10 protein-coding genes and 5 pseudogenes are annotated in these 14,770 nt (G+C 76.3%); 8 read left to right on the top strand and 7 right to left on the bottom strand.

The genetic code is table 11. From position 1 onward, the window contains the following. The first annotated feature begins 41 nt into the window (after positions 1–41). The 5 genes and pseudogenes from QMQ26_RS03975 to QMQ26_RS03960 all read left to right on the top strand — a co-directional run bounded on the left by QMQ26_RS03975 (position 42) and on the right by QMQ26_RS03960 (position 4,456). A complete protein-coding gene (locus QMQ26_RS03975; protein WP_282204774.1) occupies positions 42–734 on the top strand; it encodes an HAD family hydrolase in 693 nt (230 codons plus the stop codon). Beyond that, positions 731–1,744, top strand: a pseudogene (locus QMQ26_RS37970) (glycosyltransferase); the annotation flags it as partial. The gene QMQ26_RS03975 and the pseudogene QMQ26_RS37970, both read left to right, overlap by 4 nt. A gap of 493 nt (positions 1,745–2,237) precedes the next feature. Beyond that, positions 2,238–2,507, top strand: a pseudogene (locus QMQ26_RS37965) (hypothetical protein); the annotation flags it as partial. A gap of 264 nt (positions 2,508–2,771) precedes the next feature. Beyond that, entirely contained in the window at positions 2,772–3,683 is a 912-nt protein-coding gene (locus tag QMQ26_RS03965) for an ATP-grasp domain-containing protein (protein WP_282204772.1), read from the top strand. A 632-nt stretch (positions 3,684–4,315) separates the two neighbouring features. Continuing rightward, positions 4,316–4,456, top strand: coding sequence for a hypothetical protein (locus tag QMQ26_RS03960; protein WP_282204771.1), 141 nt, complete (start codon positions 4,316–4,318; stop codon positions 4,454–4,456). A 63-nt stretch (positions 4,457–4,519) separates the two neighbouring features. Here the strand turns inward: QMQ26_RS03960 and QMQ26_RS03955 are convergent, their stop codons facing one another. From QMQ26_RS03955 to QMQ26_RS03940, 4 genes and pseudogenes are all read right to left on the bottom strand, one after another. Continuing rightward, positions 4,520–5,059 carry a glycoside hydrolase family 16 protein gene (locus QMQ26_RS03955; RefSeq protein WP_282204770.1) on the bottom strand — a complete coding sequence of 180 codons (540 nt, stop codon included), beginning with the start codon at positions 5,057–5,059 and terminating at the stop codon, positions 4,520–4,522. Between the two features lie 433 nt (positions 5,060–5,492). After that, a complete protein-coding gene (locus QMQ26_RS03950; protein WP_282204769.1) occupies positions 5,493–6,095 on the bottom strand; it encodes a HEAT repeat domain-containing protein in 603 nt (200 codons plus the stop codon). Beyond that, positions 6,080–6,370, bottom strand: coding sequence for a HEAT repeat domain-containing protein (locus QMQ26_RS03945; protein ID WP_282206725.1), 291 nt, complete (start codon positions 6,368–6,370; stop codon positions 6,080–6,082). The genes QMQ26_RS03950 and QMQ26_RS03945 overlap by 16 nt, the downstream gene beginning before the upstream one ends. Before the next feature lie 51 nt (positions 6,371–6,421). Further along, positions 6,422–6,740: pseudogene (locus tag QMQ26_RS03940) on the bottom strand (FAD-linked oxidase C-terminal domain-containing protein); the annotation flags it as partial. A gap of 478 nt (positions 6,741–7,218) precedes the next feature. On the opposite strand from QMQ26_RS03940, the pseudogene QMQ26_RS03935 reads away from it, so the two are divergent. Next, positions 7,219–8,380, top strand: a pseudogene (locus tag QMQ26_RS03935) (magnesium and cobalt transport protein CorA). 411 nt (positions 8,381–8,791) lie between these two features. Here the strand turns inward: QMQ26_RS03935 and QMQ26_RS03930 are convergent. Together QMQ26_RS03930 and QMQ26_RS03925 are read right to left on the bottom strand one after the other, a co-directional pair. Next, positions 8,792–9,016 carry a hypothetical protein gene (locus QMQ26_RS03930; protein WP_282204768.1) on the bottom strand — a complete coding sequence of 75 codons (225 nt, stop codon included), beginning with the start codon at positions 9,014–9,016 and terminating at the stop codon, positions 8,792–8,794. Between the two features lie 636 nt (positions 9,017–9,652). Beyond that, entirely contained in the window at positions 9,653–10,090 is a 438-nt protein-coding gene (locus QMQ26_RS03925; RefSeq protein ID WP_282204767.1) for a DoxX family protein, read from the bottom strand. Positions 10,091–10,335: 245 nt separating this feature from the next. Between QMQ26_RS03925 and QMQ26_RS03920 the strand changes: the two genes are divergently transcribed. Continuing rightward, positions 10,336–10,581, top strand: coding sequence for a hypothetical protein (locus tag QMQ26_RS03920; protein ID WP_282206724.1), 246 nt, complete (start codon positions 10,336–10,338; stop codon positions 10,579–10,581). Positions 10,582–10,705: 124 nt separating this feature from the next. Here QMQ26_RS03920 and QMQ26_RS03915 read toward each other — a convergent pair. Continuing rightward, positions 10,706–13,083: pseudogene (locus QMQ26_RS03915) on the bottom strand (FdhF/YdeP family oxidoreductase). A 219-nt stretch (positions 13,084–13,302) separates the two neighbouring features. Between QMQ26_RS03915 and QMQ26_RS03910 the strand changes: the two are divergent. After that, positions 13,303–14,712: a threonine/serine exporter family protein gene (locus tag QMQ26_RS03910; protein ID WP_282204766.1), complete on the top strand. Its 1,410-nt coding sequence runs from the start codon at positions 13,303–13,305 to the stop codon at positions 14,710–14,712. Positions 14,713–14,770: the final 58 nt, after the last annotated feature.

Genomic DNA, 14,770 nt, shown 5'->3' with positions numbered 1-14,770 from the left:
CGGACTCCGTTGCGGGGGCCGCGAGTTCCGGTGCGGGGGCGGTGGGTTCCGGTGCCGGGGCGCGCTGCCGGGGCGTCCTGCTCGACCTCGACGACACCCTCTACCCGCAGGCGCAGTTCCTCGCCGCCGCCTGGGACGCGGTCGCGCAGGCCGCCCCCGCCGCGCTGCGCCCGGCCCTGCGCGCCGCGCTGGCCGAGGTGTGCGCGCAGGGCAGCGACCGGGGGCGGATCGTCGACCGGGCCCTGGAGCGGGTCGGCGGGTACGAGGCCCGGACGGCCGCCGAACTCGTGGACGTCTTCCGGGAGTTCCGGCCGGTGCGGCTCGACCCGTACCCCGGCGTCGCCGAACGGCTGGCCCGGCTCGCCGCGGCCGTCCCGCTGGTGGTGCTCACCGACGGCAACCCGGCCCAGCAGCGCGCCAAACTCGCCGCCACCGGCCTCGTCCCGCTGCTGCCGCACGTGGTGTGCACCGACGAGCTGCCCGGCGGACGGGCCGCCCGCAAGCCCGCCCCCGACGGCTTCCGGCAGGCGCTGGCGCTGCTCGGGTGCGCGCCCGGCGAGGCGCTGATGGTCGGCGACCGGCCCGACAAGGACGTCGCGGGCGCGGCCCGGCTGGGCATCCCGGTGCTCCGGGTCCGGCAGGGCGAGTACCGCCGACGGGCGGACCACGGAAGCGAGTCGGCGTCCTTCGGGACGGTCGCGGAGGCGCTCGACGCCGTACGGGAGGCGCTGTGAAGCGGGCGCGGTGGGCGCTTTCGGCGGTGGTGGCGGTGGCGGCGGCCGGGCTGCTGTGGTGGTGCCCGGCCTGGGCGCACCACGCGCTGGCCGGCTTCCTCGCCGGGGTGTTCGGGCTCTACCTGCTGCGGCACCTGGTGCTGCTCGCCGGGGCGCTGCACGCCCGGCCCCGACCGGCCGACGAGCAGGGCGAGTTGCCGAGCGTCACGGTGCTGGTGCCCTGCCACGACGAGGCCAGGGTGGTGGACGGGCTGACCCGCGCGCTGGCCGCCCTCGACTACCCCGCCGACCGGCTGGACGTGGTCTTCGTCGACGACCGCTCCGCCGACGACACCGGCACCCTGCTGGAGCGCGCCGCCGAGGCGCACCCCCGCTGGCGGGTGCTGCGCCGGGCCGCGGACGCCGTCGGCGGGAAGTCCGCCGCGCTGAACGAGGCGCTGGAACTGGTGCGCGGCGAGATCACCGTCGTCTTCGACGCCGACCACCAGCCCGAACCCGGCTGCCTGCGGGCCCTGGTGCGGGCCTTCGACGACCCCGGCACCGGCGCCGCGCAGGGACGCTGCGTGGTGCGCAACCCCGGCGACAGCCTGATCGCCCGCCTGGTCGCCGTCGACTACCTGTGCGGCTACCTGGTCAACATGGCCGGCCGGCGCAGCGCCTTCGGCCTGCCCGCGTACGGCGGCGCGAACTGCGCGGTGCGCACCTCGGTGCTGCGCGAACTCGGCGGCTGGAACGTCGACTCCGTCACCGAGGACACCGACCTGACCGTCCGGGTCTGGCTCTCCGGCCGCCGGGTCGGCTACGCGGAGGACGCCGTCGACACCGAACTCGCCGTCACCACGCTGCGCGGCTACTGGCGCCAGCGCTACCGCTGGGCGCGCGGCCACCAGCAGGTCTGCGCCGACCACCGGGACGCGCTGCTGCGCTCCCGGCACCTGGGCGTCCTCGGCAAGGTGGAGGCGCTGCTGTTCCTGTACCTCTACCACGTGCCGGTGCTGTGCGCCGTCGCCCTGCTGCTGGCGGGCGTCGAAGCCTCCTGGCCCGGGCTGGCGCTCACCGTGCCGCTGTGGCCGGTCGCCCCGCTGATGCTGGCCGGGCCGGTGCTGGAGATCGGCGGCGGACTCGTCCGGGCCGGGACGCGGCGGCGGGAGGTCTTCCTGCTGCTGCTGTTCCCCGCGCTGTTCGTGCTCTCCATGCTGCTGTGCACCCGGGCCCTGATCGACCGGCGGGTCGGCTCCGCGTACTCCTGGGTCAAGACCGAGCGGACCGCGGCCGCCCCAACGCGGCGATCGGGGCCCGGCTGTGAGACTCCCGACGTTCCCCGGGGCGGCGCGCCCGTCCCGGCCCCGCCCGGCGGTCGGCCCGGCCCGGCCGCTGGCCCCGCTGCTGCGGGTCCTGGCGGTCATCGCCACCACCCTCGCCCTCGGCCACTGGGCGGCCGGGCCGGTCACCCGGGCGGAGGCGGCGGCGACCGGGGCGGTGGCCCGCTGGTGCGGGCTGTCGATGGTCCGCCAACTGCCCGGCACCGACCTGGTGCACGGCTTCCACGGGTACCAGCCGTTCTTCATCCGGATCACCCCGTCCTGCTCGGCGCTCACCGTCGTGGCGGCCTGCGCGGGCGTCTCGCTGCTGATCCTCGGCGGGACGTGGCGCCAGCGGCTGGTCGGGGCGGTCGCGGCGGCGGCGCTGTTCGCCACCGCGAACCTGGCGCGGCTGGTGGCCGTGCTCTGGGTGGGCCAGGACTACGGCATCCCCACCATGGTCGGCTTCCACGACTGGGGCGGAACCCTTTGGTCCTACCTGATGCTGCTGCTGGCCGTGCTGCTGATGGTCGCGCTGCGGATCGGACGCCGCCCGCGGCGGCCGGGCGGTGCGTCCGAGGCGGACAGGGCGAACAGGGCGGACAGGGCGGGCGGGGCGGGCGGGGCGGGCGGGCGGACAGGGCGAACGGGACGGGCAGGGCTCACGAGACGGACGAGGTGGAGGAGCGATGACGGTGCGGGTGCTGGTGACCGGGGGCGGCGGGCCGCCGGGGTGGTGCTGGCGCGGGAGGCGGCCCGGGCCGGCCTGGTGCCGGTGGTGGGCGACGCGGACCCGCACGGGGTGGGCCTGCACCTGGGCCACGAGGGCGTGCTGCTGCCGGCGGCCGGCCAGGCGGGCTTCGCGGAGCGGCTGCTGGCGACCGCGGTCGAGCGGCGGTGCGAAGCACTGGTGGTGACGGTCGGCGAGGAGCTGGAGCAACTGGCCGGACGGGAGCGGGAGTTCGCGGACAAGGGCGTCGCGGCCTGGTTCCCCGCCCCGGAGACGGTCACCGCCTGCCTGGACAAGTGGGCCTTCGCCCGGGCCGTCGAGGGCATCCCCGCCCCGGGGACGTCGCTCGGCGGGCCGGGCGAGCTGCCCGGCCCGTGGATCGTCAAACCGCGGCGCGGGCGCGGCTCGCGGGACGTCCACGCGGTGCACGACCCGGCGGACTTCCCGACCCTGCTGCGCCGCGTCCCCGAGCCGATCGTGCAGACCCTGCTGCCGGGGCGGGAGTTCACCGCGGACTGCCTGATCGGCCGGGACGGCACCGTGCACGCCGCCGTGCCGCGCTGGCGGACCCAGGTGCGCGGCGGCATCGCCACCCGGGGGACGACGTTCGCGGACCCGCGGGTGGACGTCCTGGTGGCGGAGCTGACCGGGGTGCTGGGCCTGACCGGCCTGGTCAACGTCCAGGGCTTCCTGGCGGAGGACGGCCCGGCCCGGGTGGTGGAGGTCAACCCGCGCTGCTCGGGCGGCCTGCCGATCTCGCTGGCGGCGGGCGCGGACCTGGTCGGCCAGTACCTGCGGCTGCTGCGCGGCGAGCCGGTCCGGCCGGAGGCGCTGCGCTGGGCGGCCGGGGTGACGACGGCGCGCAGCTTCACCGAGCACCGGGTGACGGTGCCGGTTTCGGCGGCGGCATCGGTCTGACGCCCGCTCGGACGGGTCCGGGGTGGTGGCCGTCGTGGCGGGGCCGCCGGCCACCGGGTGGCGCGGGAGCTGTGGGGCGCGGCCGGTGGGACGGGCACGGGAGAACCCCGCCGCCGTCGGGTCCGACGCCTCCTGCCCCGGGCCCCTCGGGCCGAGGGAGGACGGGACGCGTGGTGAGAGCGCTGTCGGCCGAGGGCACGCACCTGGCGCACCGGCCCGACGTGGCGGGGCCGGACGCCGACCTGCCCCGGGTCGGCGGGATCACCGGCGCCGCCGCGCTCCGTCGCGCGTCTCGTCCCCCTGCTCACGTGGGCCATCCCGCCGGGCCGTCTCCCCGCGGCAGGGCGTGGGCTCCGGCGGGAAGGAGCGTGGGGCGGCGTGCGGTGCTGTCCGCGCGCCGCCGTTCGTGCGCGACCGCCGTGCGGTGCCGGGAGGGGGACGTGCAGAACGCACGCCCGGGGTGTGTCGCGCACTACCGCCGCACCCCGGGCGGCCCGAATGATCGGGGCGTGACCGGCTCCCGCCCCCGCCCTGTCCGGGCCCGTCCTCGCCGTGCTCCTCCCGCTCGCCCTCGCCCCCGCCCGGTGGGGCGCGGCCGTCCCGCCGGTGGCGCCGGCCGTGGCCGCCGGGCCGTGGCGGGGTGGCTGCGCCAGTGGTGGCGGTGGTCCGGCCGGCTCGCGACGGCGGCGGTCGCCCTGGCCGGTGCGGTGCCGACCTGGTTCCTCGCCGACTACCACCTGATCGCCGGGCCACTCGGCGCGCTGCCGGGCTGACGGGGCGCGCCGCCGCCCGCCGGTGGGAGCGGCGGGGATGGGGTCACTGCGGGCGGCGGACGGTCAGGTCCCGGCAGCGCCAGGAGAGCCGGCCGCTGTTGGCGCGGGACTGCGGTGGCCCCAACGGCCGGCCGCGACCGACAGGTTGACGATGATCCAGGCCCGCCAGCCGGAGCCGACGCCCCGGCCGTCGGCGTACACCTCGCGGCCGTCCAGCTCCCAGCGGACCGAGTCGGGGCCGAACAGGCAGGCGAGGGTGAACCACCGGCCCGGCGTCACCAGGTCGTCCAGGTAGGCCGGGTCGCCGGGGCGGACGTGGTTGCTCAGCTCCAGCATCCGGGGGTGGTCGTCGTGGTACTCCATCACGTCCACCTCCCCGTGGCCGGGCTGCGACCGGCCGGGGGCGACGTCCCGCCCCCAGGTCCAGATCGCGGGCCAGACGCCCTGGTCGGCCGTCACCTGGCAGCGGGCCTCCAGCCGGTCCCCGGTCCGCAGTTCGAACCCGCCCGCAGTGCCCTCGGTGGTCACCAGCGGCGTCCGCCAACTGCGCGCGTTCTCCCGCACCGCGGTGAAACGGTCCCCGTCCGGGCCGTAGCCGGGCACCAGGTGGTCGAGCTTGTTGTCGTCCGGGTTCCGCCCGCCCCGCGGGTACGCGGAGGAGGCGCCGGCCGCCCACTGGGAACGGTCCGAGAACGGCGCGTTGAACGCGACCGGCGCCTGCGCGGGTCGGTCGGCTGCGGCGCGGCGGTGGGCTGCGGCACGGTGGGCCGGTCGGTGGTCGGCTGCGAGTCGGTGGGTTGCGCGGCGGTCGGCTGCGGGTCGGGCGGGGGAGGGGTGCTCACTCGTTCACGCTCCGGTGGTGCGTCAGGTTCGGGCAACCCGGGCATTCCCGGCCAAAACCTTCCCGCACCCTCACTCGACCGGCGCACGGAGGCAAGCCGCCGAGCCCGCGCACGCCCCTGCCGTCCGCTCATATGACGGTACGTCCGGCGCGCTGTCTCCCGGCCGCCGCGGGGCGGGTGGCGCCGCGCCCGGTTCAGCCGCCTCCGGGCGGGCACTCGGCGTCGACCAGGGCGGCTGCCCGGGACGGGTCCTGCCCGGCCCGGCCCAACAGGCCGTCCGCGTGGTAGGTGAGCGGACCGGAGCCGTGGTGGATCTCCAGGTGCAGGTCCGCGGAGAAACGCGGCCAGACCAGCGCGGCGTCCAAGTCCGGCCGCCGGAAGACCAGTTCCTCCAGCAGGTGCCAGGCCAGCGTGGCCCGCTCCACACGCCGGACCGGATCGCAGGCCGCCAGGGCCGCCGCGATGCCCGGATCGTCCGGGTCCTCCGCCGCCAACACGGCCAGGACGGGCAGCAGTTCGGGGCGGCCGAGGACCGCCGCGGCGGACAGCGTCAGCACGTGCGGCCGCCGGTACGTCTCCAGCAGGTCGATCAGCCGGGTCAGCACCGAGGCGTCCTGACGGTTGGCCAGGCCGCGGACAGCCTCCTCCGCCACGTCCTCGTCCTCGTCGTCCAGCCGCTCGTGCAGCGCCGCCCGGACCGCCGGGCTGTACGCCTCGTCCAGGGTGCCGACCGAGAACACCGCCGCGTCCCGCACGCCCGGGTCCTCGTCCCGGCACAGCGTCAGCAGGGCGCGCACCCGGGGCGAGTCCGGGGCGGGCTCGCCGCGAACGGCAGCGCCTTCGCCACCGCCCGGCGCACCTCCGCGTCCGGGTGCCCGGCCAGCCCCAGCAGCTCCGGCAGCCCCGGCGGGTCCGGCAGCGTCCGCGCGCCCCGCGCCGCCTCCAGCCCCGCCGCCGGTGCGGACGGCCCGGGCCCGTCCGGTTCCCGCGCCGCCCGGCCCGGCACCGGGTCGGGCACCGGGTCGGGCGTCTCGCGCGGGTCCTGGGCCGGGGGTCGGGAGTCGTCGGTCATGCGCCCGAGTGTGGCCGGTCCGGGGCGGTCGGTGCCACGTGATTGCCGGGGCCGGGCGGGCGGGACGGCGAAGTCCTCGGTGATCAGCGTGGTGCCGGGCCAAGCCTTGCCGACGGCCGTCACGAACGCCTTCCGGGCGTGCCAGTACCCGGCGGTGACGGCCCGGTCCCGGGTGAAGCCGTTGGTCGCGGACCGACCGGCCGGACCAGGGCGAGCCGGTCGACGGCGCGCCGGGCGGCCTCCTCGTACCCGGTCGGCGCCTCCTCGTCCGGGGCGCGGAACTCCACCAGCAGGGCGGTCACCTCGCGCGGGGTCCGGGCCAGTCGCCCGGGACGCCCGGCGCGATCCGGGCGTGCCCGCCGTCCGGCAGCATCCGGGCGCCGGTCCACGCGCGGCGCACGTCCACCAGGACGTCCTCGCCCTGCGCCTGCCCGTTCAGCGACGTTGCGGGGACGCGACGCGCGCGGGCGTTCGGGGGCGTTCGGGGCGGACGCTTCCGGCGGCGTCTTCGCGCGGGTGGGCGGCCGGTGAACGGCGGGCGGGCGGCGCGGGTGGGCGGGGGCTGGGGTCGACGGGGCTACACTGGGCCGCGGTCGTGGCGCCCCCGGGCGTCCGGAGCGTCAGGAGGTGAGAGCAGTGGAGTGCAGTAGTCCGGGTCGAAGTCGGCCCCGCTCCGGGACGTTCCACCGCCCGCGCCCGCGCCGCGCCGCCCGCTGAACCCCCGCGTTCACGCCCGGCCCCGCCCCGCGCCCGCGTGCGGCCGCCACCGGGGCCCGCCGCCCCGCCCGCCCGTCCGCGTCCGTCCGGGCCCGGCGGCACCAGAACCGTGGAGGTACCGCCGTGTCCGACTGGCGTGTGCGCGCCGTGCGCGCGAGCAAGCGACCCTTCAGCCGTCCCGCCCCGCGGCCCGCCGACCGCACCGCGGCCCCCGAGCACTCGATGGACCGCGCTCCGAACAGCACCCCCACCCTGACGGACCCGTCTCGCTGGAACGCTCCGTCGTCGACGCCGCCGTCTACCGCGACGGCCGCCGGATAGAGACACCCACCAGCCTCGCCGAGATCTACCGCGAACTCCCCGGCAAGCCCGGCACCATGGCCTGGATCGGCCTCTACCGCCCCGCCGAGGCCCAACTCGTCGAAGCCGCCGAGAAGTTCGACCTCCACGAACTCGCCCTCGAGGACGCCATCGTCGCCCACCAGCGCCCCAAGCTGGAACGCTACGGCGACACCCTGTTCGTCGTGCTGCGCGCCGCCCGCTACCTCGACGACGTCGAGGAGGTCGACTTCGGCGAGATCCACCTCTTCGTCGGCCCCGACTTCGTCCTCACCGTCCGGCACTCCCAGTCGCCCGACATCTCCATGGTCCGCAGCCGCCTCGAAGCCGACCCCGAACTGCTCGCCCTCGGCCCCGAAGCCGTCCTCTACGCCGTCCTGGACGCCGTGGTCGACGGCTACGCCCCCGTCATCGCCGGACTCCAGCACGACATCGACGAGATCGAGACCGAAGTCTTCGGCGGCGACCCCGAGGTCTCCCGCCGCATCTACGAACTCTCCCGCGAGGTCATCGAGTTCCAGCGCGCCACCGGCCCCTGCTGGAGATCATGCGCTCCCTGGAGGGCGGCTTCCAGAAGTACGGCACCGACGAGGAACTCCAGCGCTACCTGCGCGACGTCGCCGACCACGCCACCTACGCCGCCGAACGCGTCGACGGCTTCCGCCAGATGCTCCAGAACATCCTCACCGTCAACGCCACCCTGGTCTCCAGCGCCAGAACGAGGAGATGAAGCAACTCGCCGAGGCCGGCCACGCCCAGAACGACGAGATCAAGAAGATCTCCTCCTGGGCCGCCATCCTCTTCGCCCCCACCCTCATCGGCACCGTCTACGGCATGAACTTCGACGAGATGCCGGAACTCCACTGGATGTTCGGCTACCCCTTCGCGATCGGCCTGATGGGCGTGGTCTGCGTCAGCCTCTACCTGATCTTCAAGCGCCGCAACTGGCTGTAGCGGCAGGCCGGTTGCGGCCCGGCCCCGGTGCGGGGCCGGATCGGGCCGGGGCCGGGGGCGGGCCGAACTGGTCGGTGAGTGGGACTCGGTGGGTCTCGGTGGAGCAGGTGGGGTCGGTGACGCGGCCGCCCGGGGTGCCGTCGGGTGTCCGGGGACCGGCGCGGCCGGTCGTCCGGGTGCCCCGGGACGGCGTGGGCGGCGGTGCACGCCGGGCCACCCCGCGGGGCGTCCGGGAGCGGCGCGACCCCCGCCGGGTGGCGGCGCTCCATGCTCGTGCGTCGCCGCCCCGTCGCCCCAGGGCCGATGGTCCCGGCGGCGGGGGCCGGAGGGTCCCGGTCCCGGGGCCGTTTCGCGACGGAAGGACCTGGCCGGAGGGGTCTGACGGGCCGTGGGCGGGTGGGGTGCTGCGGTTCAGGCCGCGGCGGTGCGGACGTGCGGGTGGCCGCCGTGCAGGGCGTGCAGGCCGGCGGCGAGGCGGGCCGGGTCCTGGCGGAGCCACAGGCGCAGCGCGGTGCCCAGTGCGGCACAGGGCGTGGGCGCCGGGTGGGGACGTGCGGGGCGGCCGTACCGGGTGGCCAGGTGGGTGGCGAGGGCGGGCAGCAGTTCGGCGAGTTCCGGCGGGAGCCAGACCGTCACCGCGCACGGGGCGAAACGGTCCGGGGGCTCGGCGCGGCCGGGGCGCGTCCCGGGTGAGCAGCAGGGGCAGGACGTCCAGCAGCGCGTCCGCGACCACCTCGGAGACGTCGCCCCGGTGCCCGTGCGCCAGCCGCCGCAGCAACGTCCGCTCCGCGGTGGTGAGTCGGACCGTCAGCATGACCTCGTCGGATTCCATCGCACGGCCTTCCCTGGGCGTCCAGGCCCACCCGATCGGCCCGCCTGGCGGGCCGGACACATCGCTGACCCGGGTCACTGTCCCCATCCGGGCGGCGCGGCCGGAAGGGCCGAACGGCCCCGGCCGCGGGGACCGAACGGCGGGGACCGAACGGCGGGGCGGGGTGCCGGGTTCAGGCGGTGGCCGCGCTGTCGTGGTGGGCGGGGTGGCCCGCTCAGGTGCGCGCGGGGGCGGGGCTCGGGCCGGGGCCGGGGGCAGGTTCAACCAGGTTCGGTGGGCGGCGAGTTGGATCAGCGCGGGCCAGTCGTGCAGGTCCGCGCGGGTGCGGGCCGCGACCGCCAGCCGGACCCGGTGGGCGTCCTCGGGGCGGGGGCCAGGGGACGCCCGTACGCAACGGAGCGGCCCCGGACCGGGGTCCGGGGCCGCTCCGACGTGCCGGGTCAGGCGACGGCGGGGCTCGCCACCCGTTCGCGGCGGCGCAGCAGGCTGCCCAGGGCGAGGCCGCCGGGACCGGCGGCGGCGATCAGCAGGAACGCCCAGGCGAACATCGCGGCGGGCTCGCCGCCGTTCTGGATCGGCCACAGGGCGTGCTCCTGGTGGACGCTGAAGTAGGCGTAGGCCATCGAGCCCGAGCACACCAGCGCCATGGGCCGTACCGCGATTCCGAGCAACACCAGTACACCGCCCGCCAGTTGGATCAGTGCCGCCCACCAGCCGGGCCACTCGCCGACCTGCGGCGCCTTGCCGTGGGCGCCGCCGAAGACGCCGAACAGGGTGGCCGCGCCGTGGCAGGCGAACAGCAGGGACACCACGATCCGGCACAGGCCCAGGAGGATGGGTCGGGCACGTTCGGCGAGCCGCGAAAGGTCTTCGGTCATGAGAACTCCTCGTGTGGGGACGAGACCTGGAACGGGTGCTGGGAGCGTGCACCGGGACGGCGAACCGCCCGACTTGATGAGCTGCGATCAATTCTGGCGTGGCGTCAGTTCCGGGGCCAAGCTTGGAATGCTCTGAGAATCCTATGAATGCCCGCCCACGCCCCACCGCCGAAGCCGCCACCGGGCTCCCGGCAGGCCCCCGGTGGGCGCCGCACCCGCTCTGAGCACCTGATATGCAGCAGGGCATGCGCGGATCACGTCCTTCGTCGCTGGTCGCGGTGGCGAGGGTCCTGTCGCCGAAGGACGCCCTGGCACTGAGCGGGCCGGACGGCGCGCTGCTGTTCGCGGTGCGGGCGGCGACGGTGGTCGAACTGCGGGAGGCAGACGACGCGGCGGCGGGCGAACTTCGGGAGGCCGGGGTGGACCCGGCGGTGCCGACCGCCGCGGAGGAACGCGCCTACCTGCTGCTCGGCCGCCTCCACGGCGCCTGACACCCGGCGGGCCCCCGCCCCCCGCCCCCGACCCGATGTGGACCGCCCCCCTCGCAAGTCCCCCTCGCAAGGCCCCGCCCGGAACTCGGCCCCCGTCCGGAACCCGGCCCCGCCCCGGAGCCGGTCACCCGGCCGCGGCGGGCTCCTTCCGGCGGGACGCGGCGGCCGTGACCGTCACCTTGAGGTGCTTCATGATCGGCTGGTCGCTCTGCGTGCTGTGGTCGCCGATCGCGCACAGCACGTTCATCTCGGGCATGTACCCGGCCGCGCAGCCGCGCGGGATGTCGTACGGGACGGCGAGGTAGCCGTGCAGCGAGCGGGTGGAGCCGTCGCGGGCGGTGGCGGTGACGTCGACCGGGTCGAACTCGGTGAGGCCCCGCTCGCGCATGTCGTCGGGGTTCATGAAGACCAGGGTGCGCAGGTTCTTGACGCCCCGGTAGCGGTCGTCGTCGGAGTAGACCGTGGTGTTCCACTGGTCGTGCGAGCGCATGGTGCCGAGCGCGAGGGTGCCGGGCGCGGGGACGACGTCGGGCAGCGGGGCGGCGGAGAACTCGGCCTTCCCGGAGGGGTGAGGAACACCAGCTCGCGGGCGGGCTGCTTGATCCGGAAGCCCAGCGGCAGCCGCACCCGCCGGTTGAAGTCCTCGAATCCGTCCAGGACTTCGGCCATGGTGTCGCGGATGCGGTCGTAGTCCTCGACGTACCACTCCCAGGGCGTGGCGCTGTCCGGCAGTGCCGCGCGGGCGATCCCGGCGACGATGGCGGGCTCGGAGAGCAGCAGCGGGGAGGCGGGGCGCTTCATGCCGCGGGACAGGTGCACCATGCTCATCGAGTCCTCGACGGAGCCGGACTGCTCGCCGCCGCGCTGGCGGTCCTTCTCGGTGCGGCCCAGGCAGGGCAGGATCAGCGCCTGCCGCCCGTGCACGAGGTGGCTGCGGTTCAGCTTGGTCGACACGTGCACGGTCAGCGCGCAGGTGCGCAGGCCCGCGTGGGTGTAGGCGGTGTCGGGCGCGGCCAGCGCGAAGTTGCCGCCCATGCCGACGAACACCTCGATCTCGCCGCGGTTCATGGCCTCGATCGTCGCGACGGTGTCCTTGCCGTGCTCGGTGGGCGGGTCGATCCGGCAGACCTCGCGCAGGCGGTCCAGGAACTCCCGGCCCGGCCGGTGGTCGATGCCGCAGGTGCGGTTGCCCTGGACGTTGCTGTGCCCGCGCACGGGGGAGGGGCCGGCGCCCTCGCGGCCCAGGTTGCCGCGCAGCAGCAGCAGGTTGACGATCTCGCGGACGGTGTCCACCCCGTGCTCGTGCTGGGTGACGCCCAGGCACCAGCTGACGATGCTGCGGTCCGCGTCCCGGTAGATCCGGGCGGCCGCCAGGATCTGCGCGCGGGAGACGCCGCTCTGCCGCTCGATCTCCTCCCAGGAGGTGGCCTCGCACGCCGCGCGGTACTCCGCGAAGCCGCTGGTGTGCCGCTCCACGAAGCGCCGGTCCAGGGCCTTCGGGTCGTGCGCCGACTGCTCCAGCAGGGCCTTGGCCATGCCGCGCAGCAGCGCCATGTCGCCGCCGATCCGCGGCTGGACGTTCAGCGTGCCGGTCCGCGTCGACTTGTTGAGCGCCATGTCGACGAAGTCGTGCGGGATGATCGTGCGCCGGGCCGCCGCCTCGACCAGCGGGTTGACGTGCACGATCCGCGCGCCCCGCTCGTACGCCGCGGCGAGCGCGGTGAGCATCCGGGGCGCGTTGGAGGCGGCGTTCACACCGAGGATGAACAGGGCGTCGGCGGCCTCCCAGTCCTTGAGGTCCACCGTCCCCTTTCCGGTGCCCAGCGCGGCTTGCAGGGCGCGTCCGCTGGCCTCGTGGCACATGTTGGAGCAGTCCGGCAGGTTGTTGGTGCCCAGCTCACGGGCCATCAGCTGGTACAGGAACGTCGCCTCGTTGCCCAGCCGCCCGGAGGTGTAGAACGCGGCCCGGTTCGGGTCGTCCAGCTCCCGCAGGGTCCGGCCGACCAGCTCGAACGCGTCCCGCCAAGCGATCGGCCGGTACCGGTCGGTCTCCGGGTCGTACACCATCGGCTCGGTCAGCCGGCCCTGGTCCTCCAGCGCGAAGTCGCTCCACTCCGACAGCTCGGTGACGGTGTGCGCCGCGAAGAACGCGCGGTCCACGCGCTTGCGGGTCATCTCCCAGCTGACGTGCTTGATCCCGTTCTCGCAGAGGTCGAGCTTCAGCCCCTTGAGGTCGTCCGGCCAGGCGCAGCCGGGACAGTCGAAGCCGCCGTCCTCGTGGTTCATCCTCATGATCGCGCGCGGCCCGTCCAGGTACTCGCCCTCGCGGACCAGGAACTTCGTCACGCTCTTCGCCGCGCCCCAGCCGGCCGCCGGGTGGCGGTACGGCTTGACGGCGGGCGGCTGCCGGGGCGCGTCCCCGACGCCCGGTTCGACGCCGTCGGGGGCCGTGGGGGCGGCAGGGGCGGCGGGTGCGGGCCGGGGGTCTTCGGAGGAGTGCACGGTGGTCGCCTTCCGGGGCGGAGCGGCGGGCACCACGGCGGTGGCACCCGGTCGGCGGGCCCCTCGGTCCGGAGCCCCGCCTCCCAGGAAGCCAGCTCCGCGGACATCGCGCCCGCCGGGGCGTCCCGGGGCAGGTCGTTACCGGGTCCGGGCGGGCCGCGACCGTACGCTCTCCCTCGGCGGCAGCGGGCCGGTGCACGGGCGGGCGGAGGCGACGGGGTGAGCGACGGGCCGGCGGAGCAGCGAACCGGGACGGCACCGACCGGGACGGCACCGACCGGGACGGGGGAGGCGGGCGCACCGACGGAGCCGGAGGAGGCCCGGACGGAGGAGGCCCGAACGGACCAGGCCCGAACGGACCAGGCCGAACGGGCGATGGGCTTCGCCCTGGCGCTGGGGCAGCGGCTGTTCGAGGCCGGGGCCGAGACCAGCGCCGTCGACGCCGCGCTGGCCTCGGTGGCCGCCGCCTACGGCCCGCACGACGACCTCCAGGTGGACATCACCGCCCGGACGATCACCCTCTACCACCGCCCGGCGGAGGGTCGGCCGACGTCGATGACCCGGGTGACCCGCACCGACGAGAGCCGTTCCCTGGACGGCCTCAACCGGCTCTACCGGCTGGTGCTGCGAATCCGTTCCGGACGCCTGCCGCTGGCCCGGGCCGAACGCCTGCTGGCCGACTCCGACCGGCTCTCCCGGCGGCCGTGGATCGCCGGCGCCCTCGGCGGGGCCACCCTGGCGGCCTCGATCAGCCTCCAGGCCGGCGGCACCGCGGGCGCGGTGGTGACGGCCTTCGTCCTGCAACTGCTCTCCGGCCGGCTGGGGTGGCTGCTGGGCCGGGCCGGGCTCCAGCCGTTCTACCTGTCGGCCGCCCAGGGCGCCGCCACCGTCGGCGCCTGCACGCTGCTCCTGCAACTCGACGTCCTCACCGGCCGGGAGGCGGTGGCCGCCGCCGCGGCGGTGCTGGTGCTGCTGCTGCCGATCCTGTCGGTGGTCTCGCTGGCCGAGGACGCCGTCAACGGCTACGCGCTGATGGCCGCGAGCCGCCTGATCACGGTGGCCACCCTGTTCGCCGGGCTGCTCGGCGGCACCGCCCTGGCCGGCCTCGCCGTCCGGGACTGGGCCGACAGCGCCCACTACGTGCACTTCGTCGCACTGACCCCGCCGGTGGTGCTGCTGGCCTCCGCCGTCGGCGCGGCCGGGAACGCCGCCTTCAACGGGGGCGGGCCGCGCCTGCTGCTGCCGGCCACCGCCGCCGGGCTGGTCGCCGGGGCCGCCAACCTCGTCCTGCACACCGCGCTCCCGGTGCCGGCCGCCCCGGCCGCGTTCTGCTCCGCGGCGCTGCTGGCCCTGCTCGCCGCCCTCGCCGCGCCGCGCCTGCACCTCACCCCCACCGTGATGATCCTGTGCGGCATCACCGGCGCCCTGCTGCCCGGCCCCGCGGTCTTCCAGTCGCTCGCCGCGGTGGCGGCCCGCACCGGCGGCGCGGGCGCCGGCTTCGCCAGTGCCCTGCTGACCACCGCCTCCCTGGGCTTCGGCGCGGTCCTCGGCACCACCCTCGGACTGCGCCTGCTCGCGGCCCGCTCCCGGACCCGCCCGGCCGCCGCCGCCGCGCCGTCCGTGCCCTGAACCGCGCCGTCCGTCCCGCCGTCCGCCTTCGCGCCGCTTGTTCCGCCGCCCTCGCCGC

The organism is Kitasatospora fiedleri, from assembly GCF_948472415.1.
In the GTDB taxonomy this organism is placed as follows: Bacteria; Actinomycetota; Actinomycetes; order Streptomycetales; family Streptomycetaceae; genus Kitasatospora; species Kitasatospora fiedleri.
The sequence above is the reverse complement of the archived record's forward strand: the minus strand, read 5'-3'. Positions and strand labels throughout refer to the sequence as shown.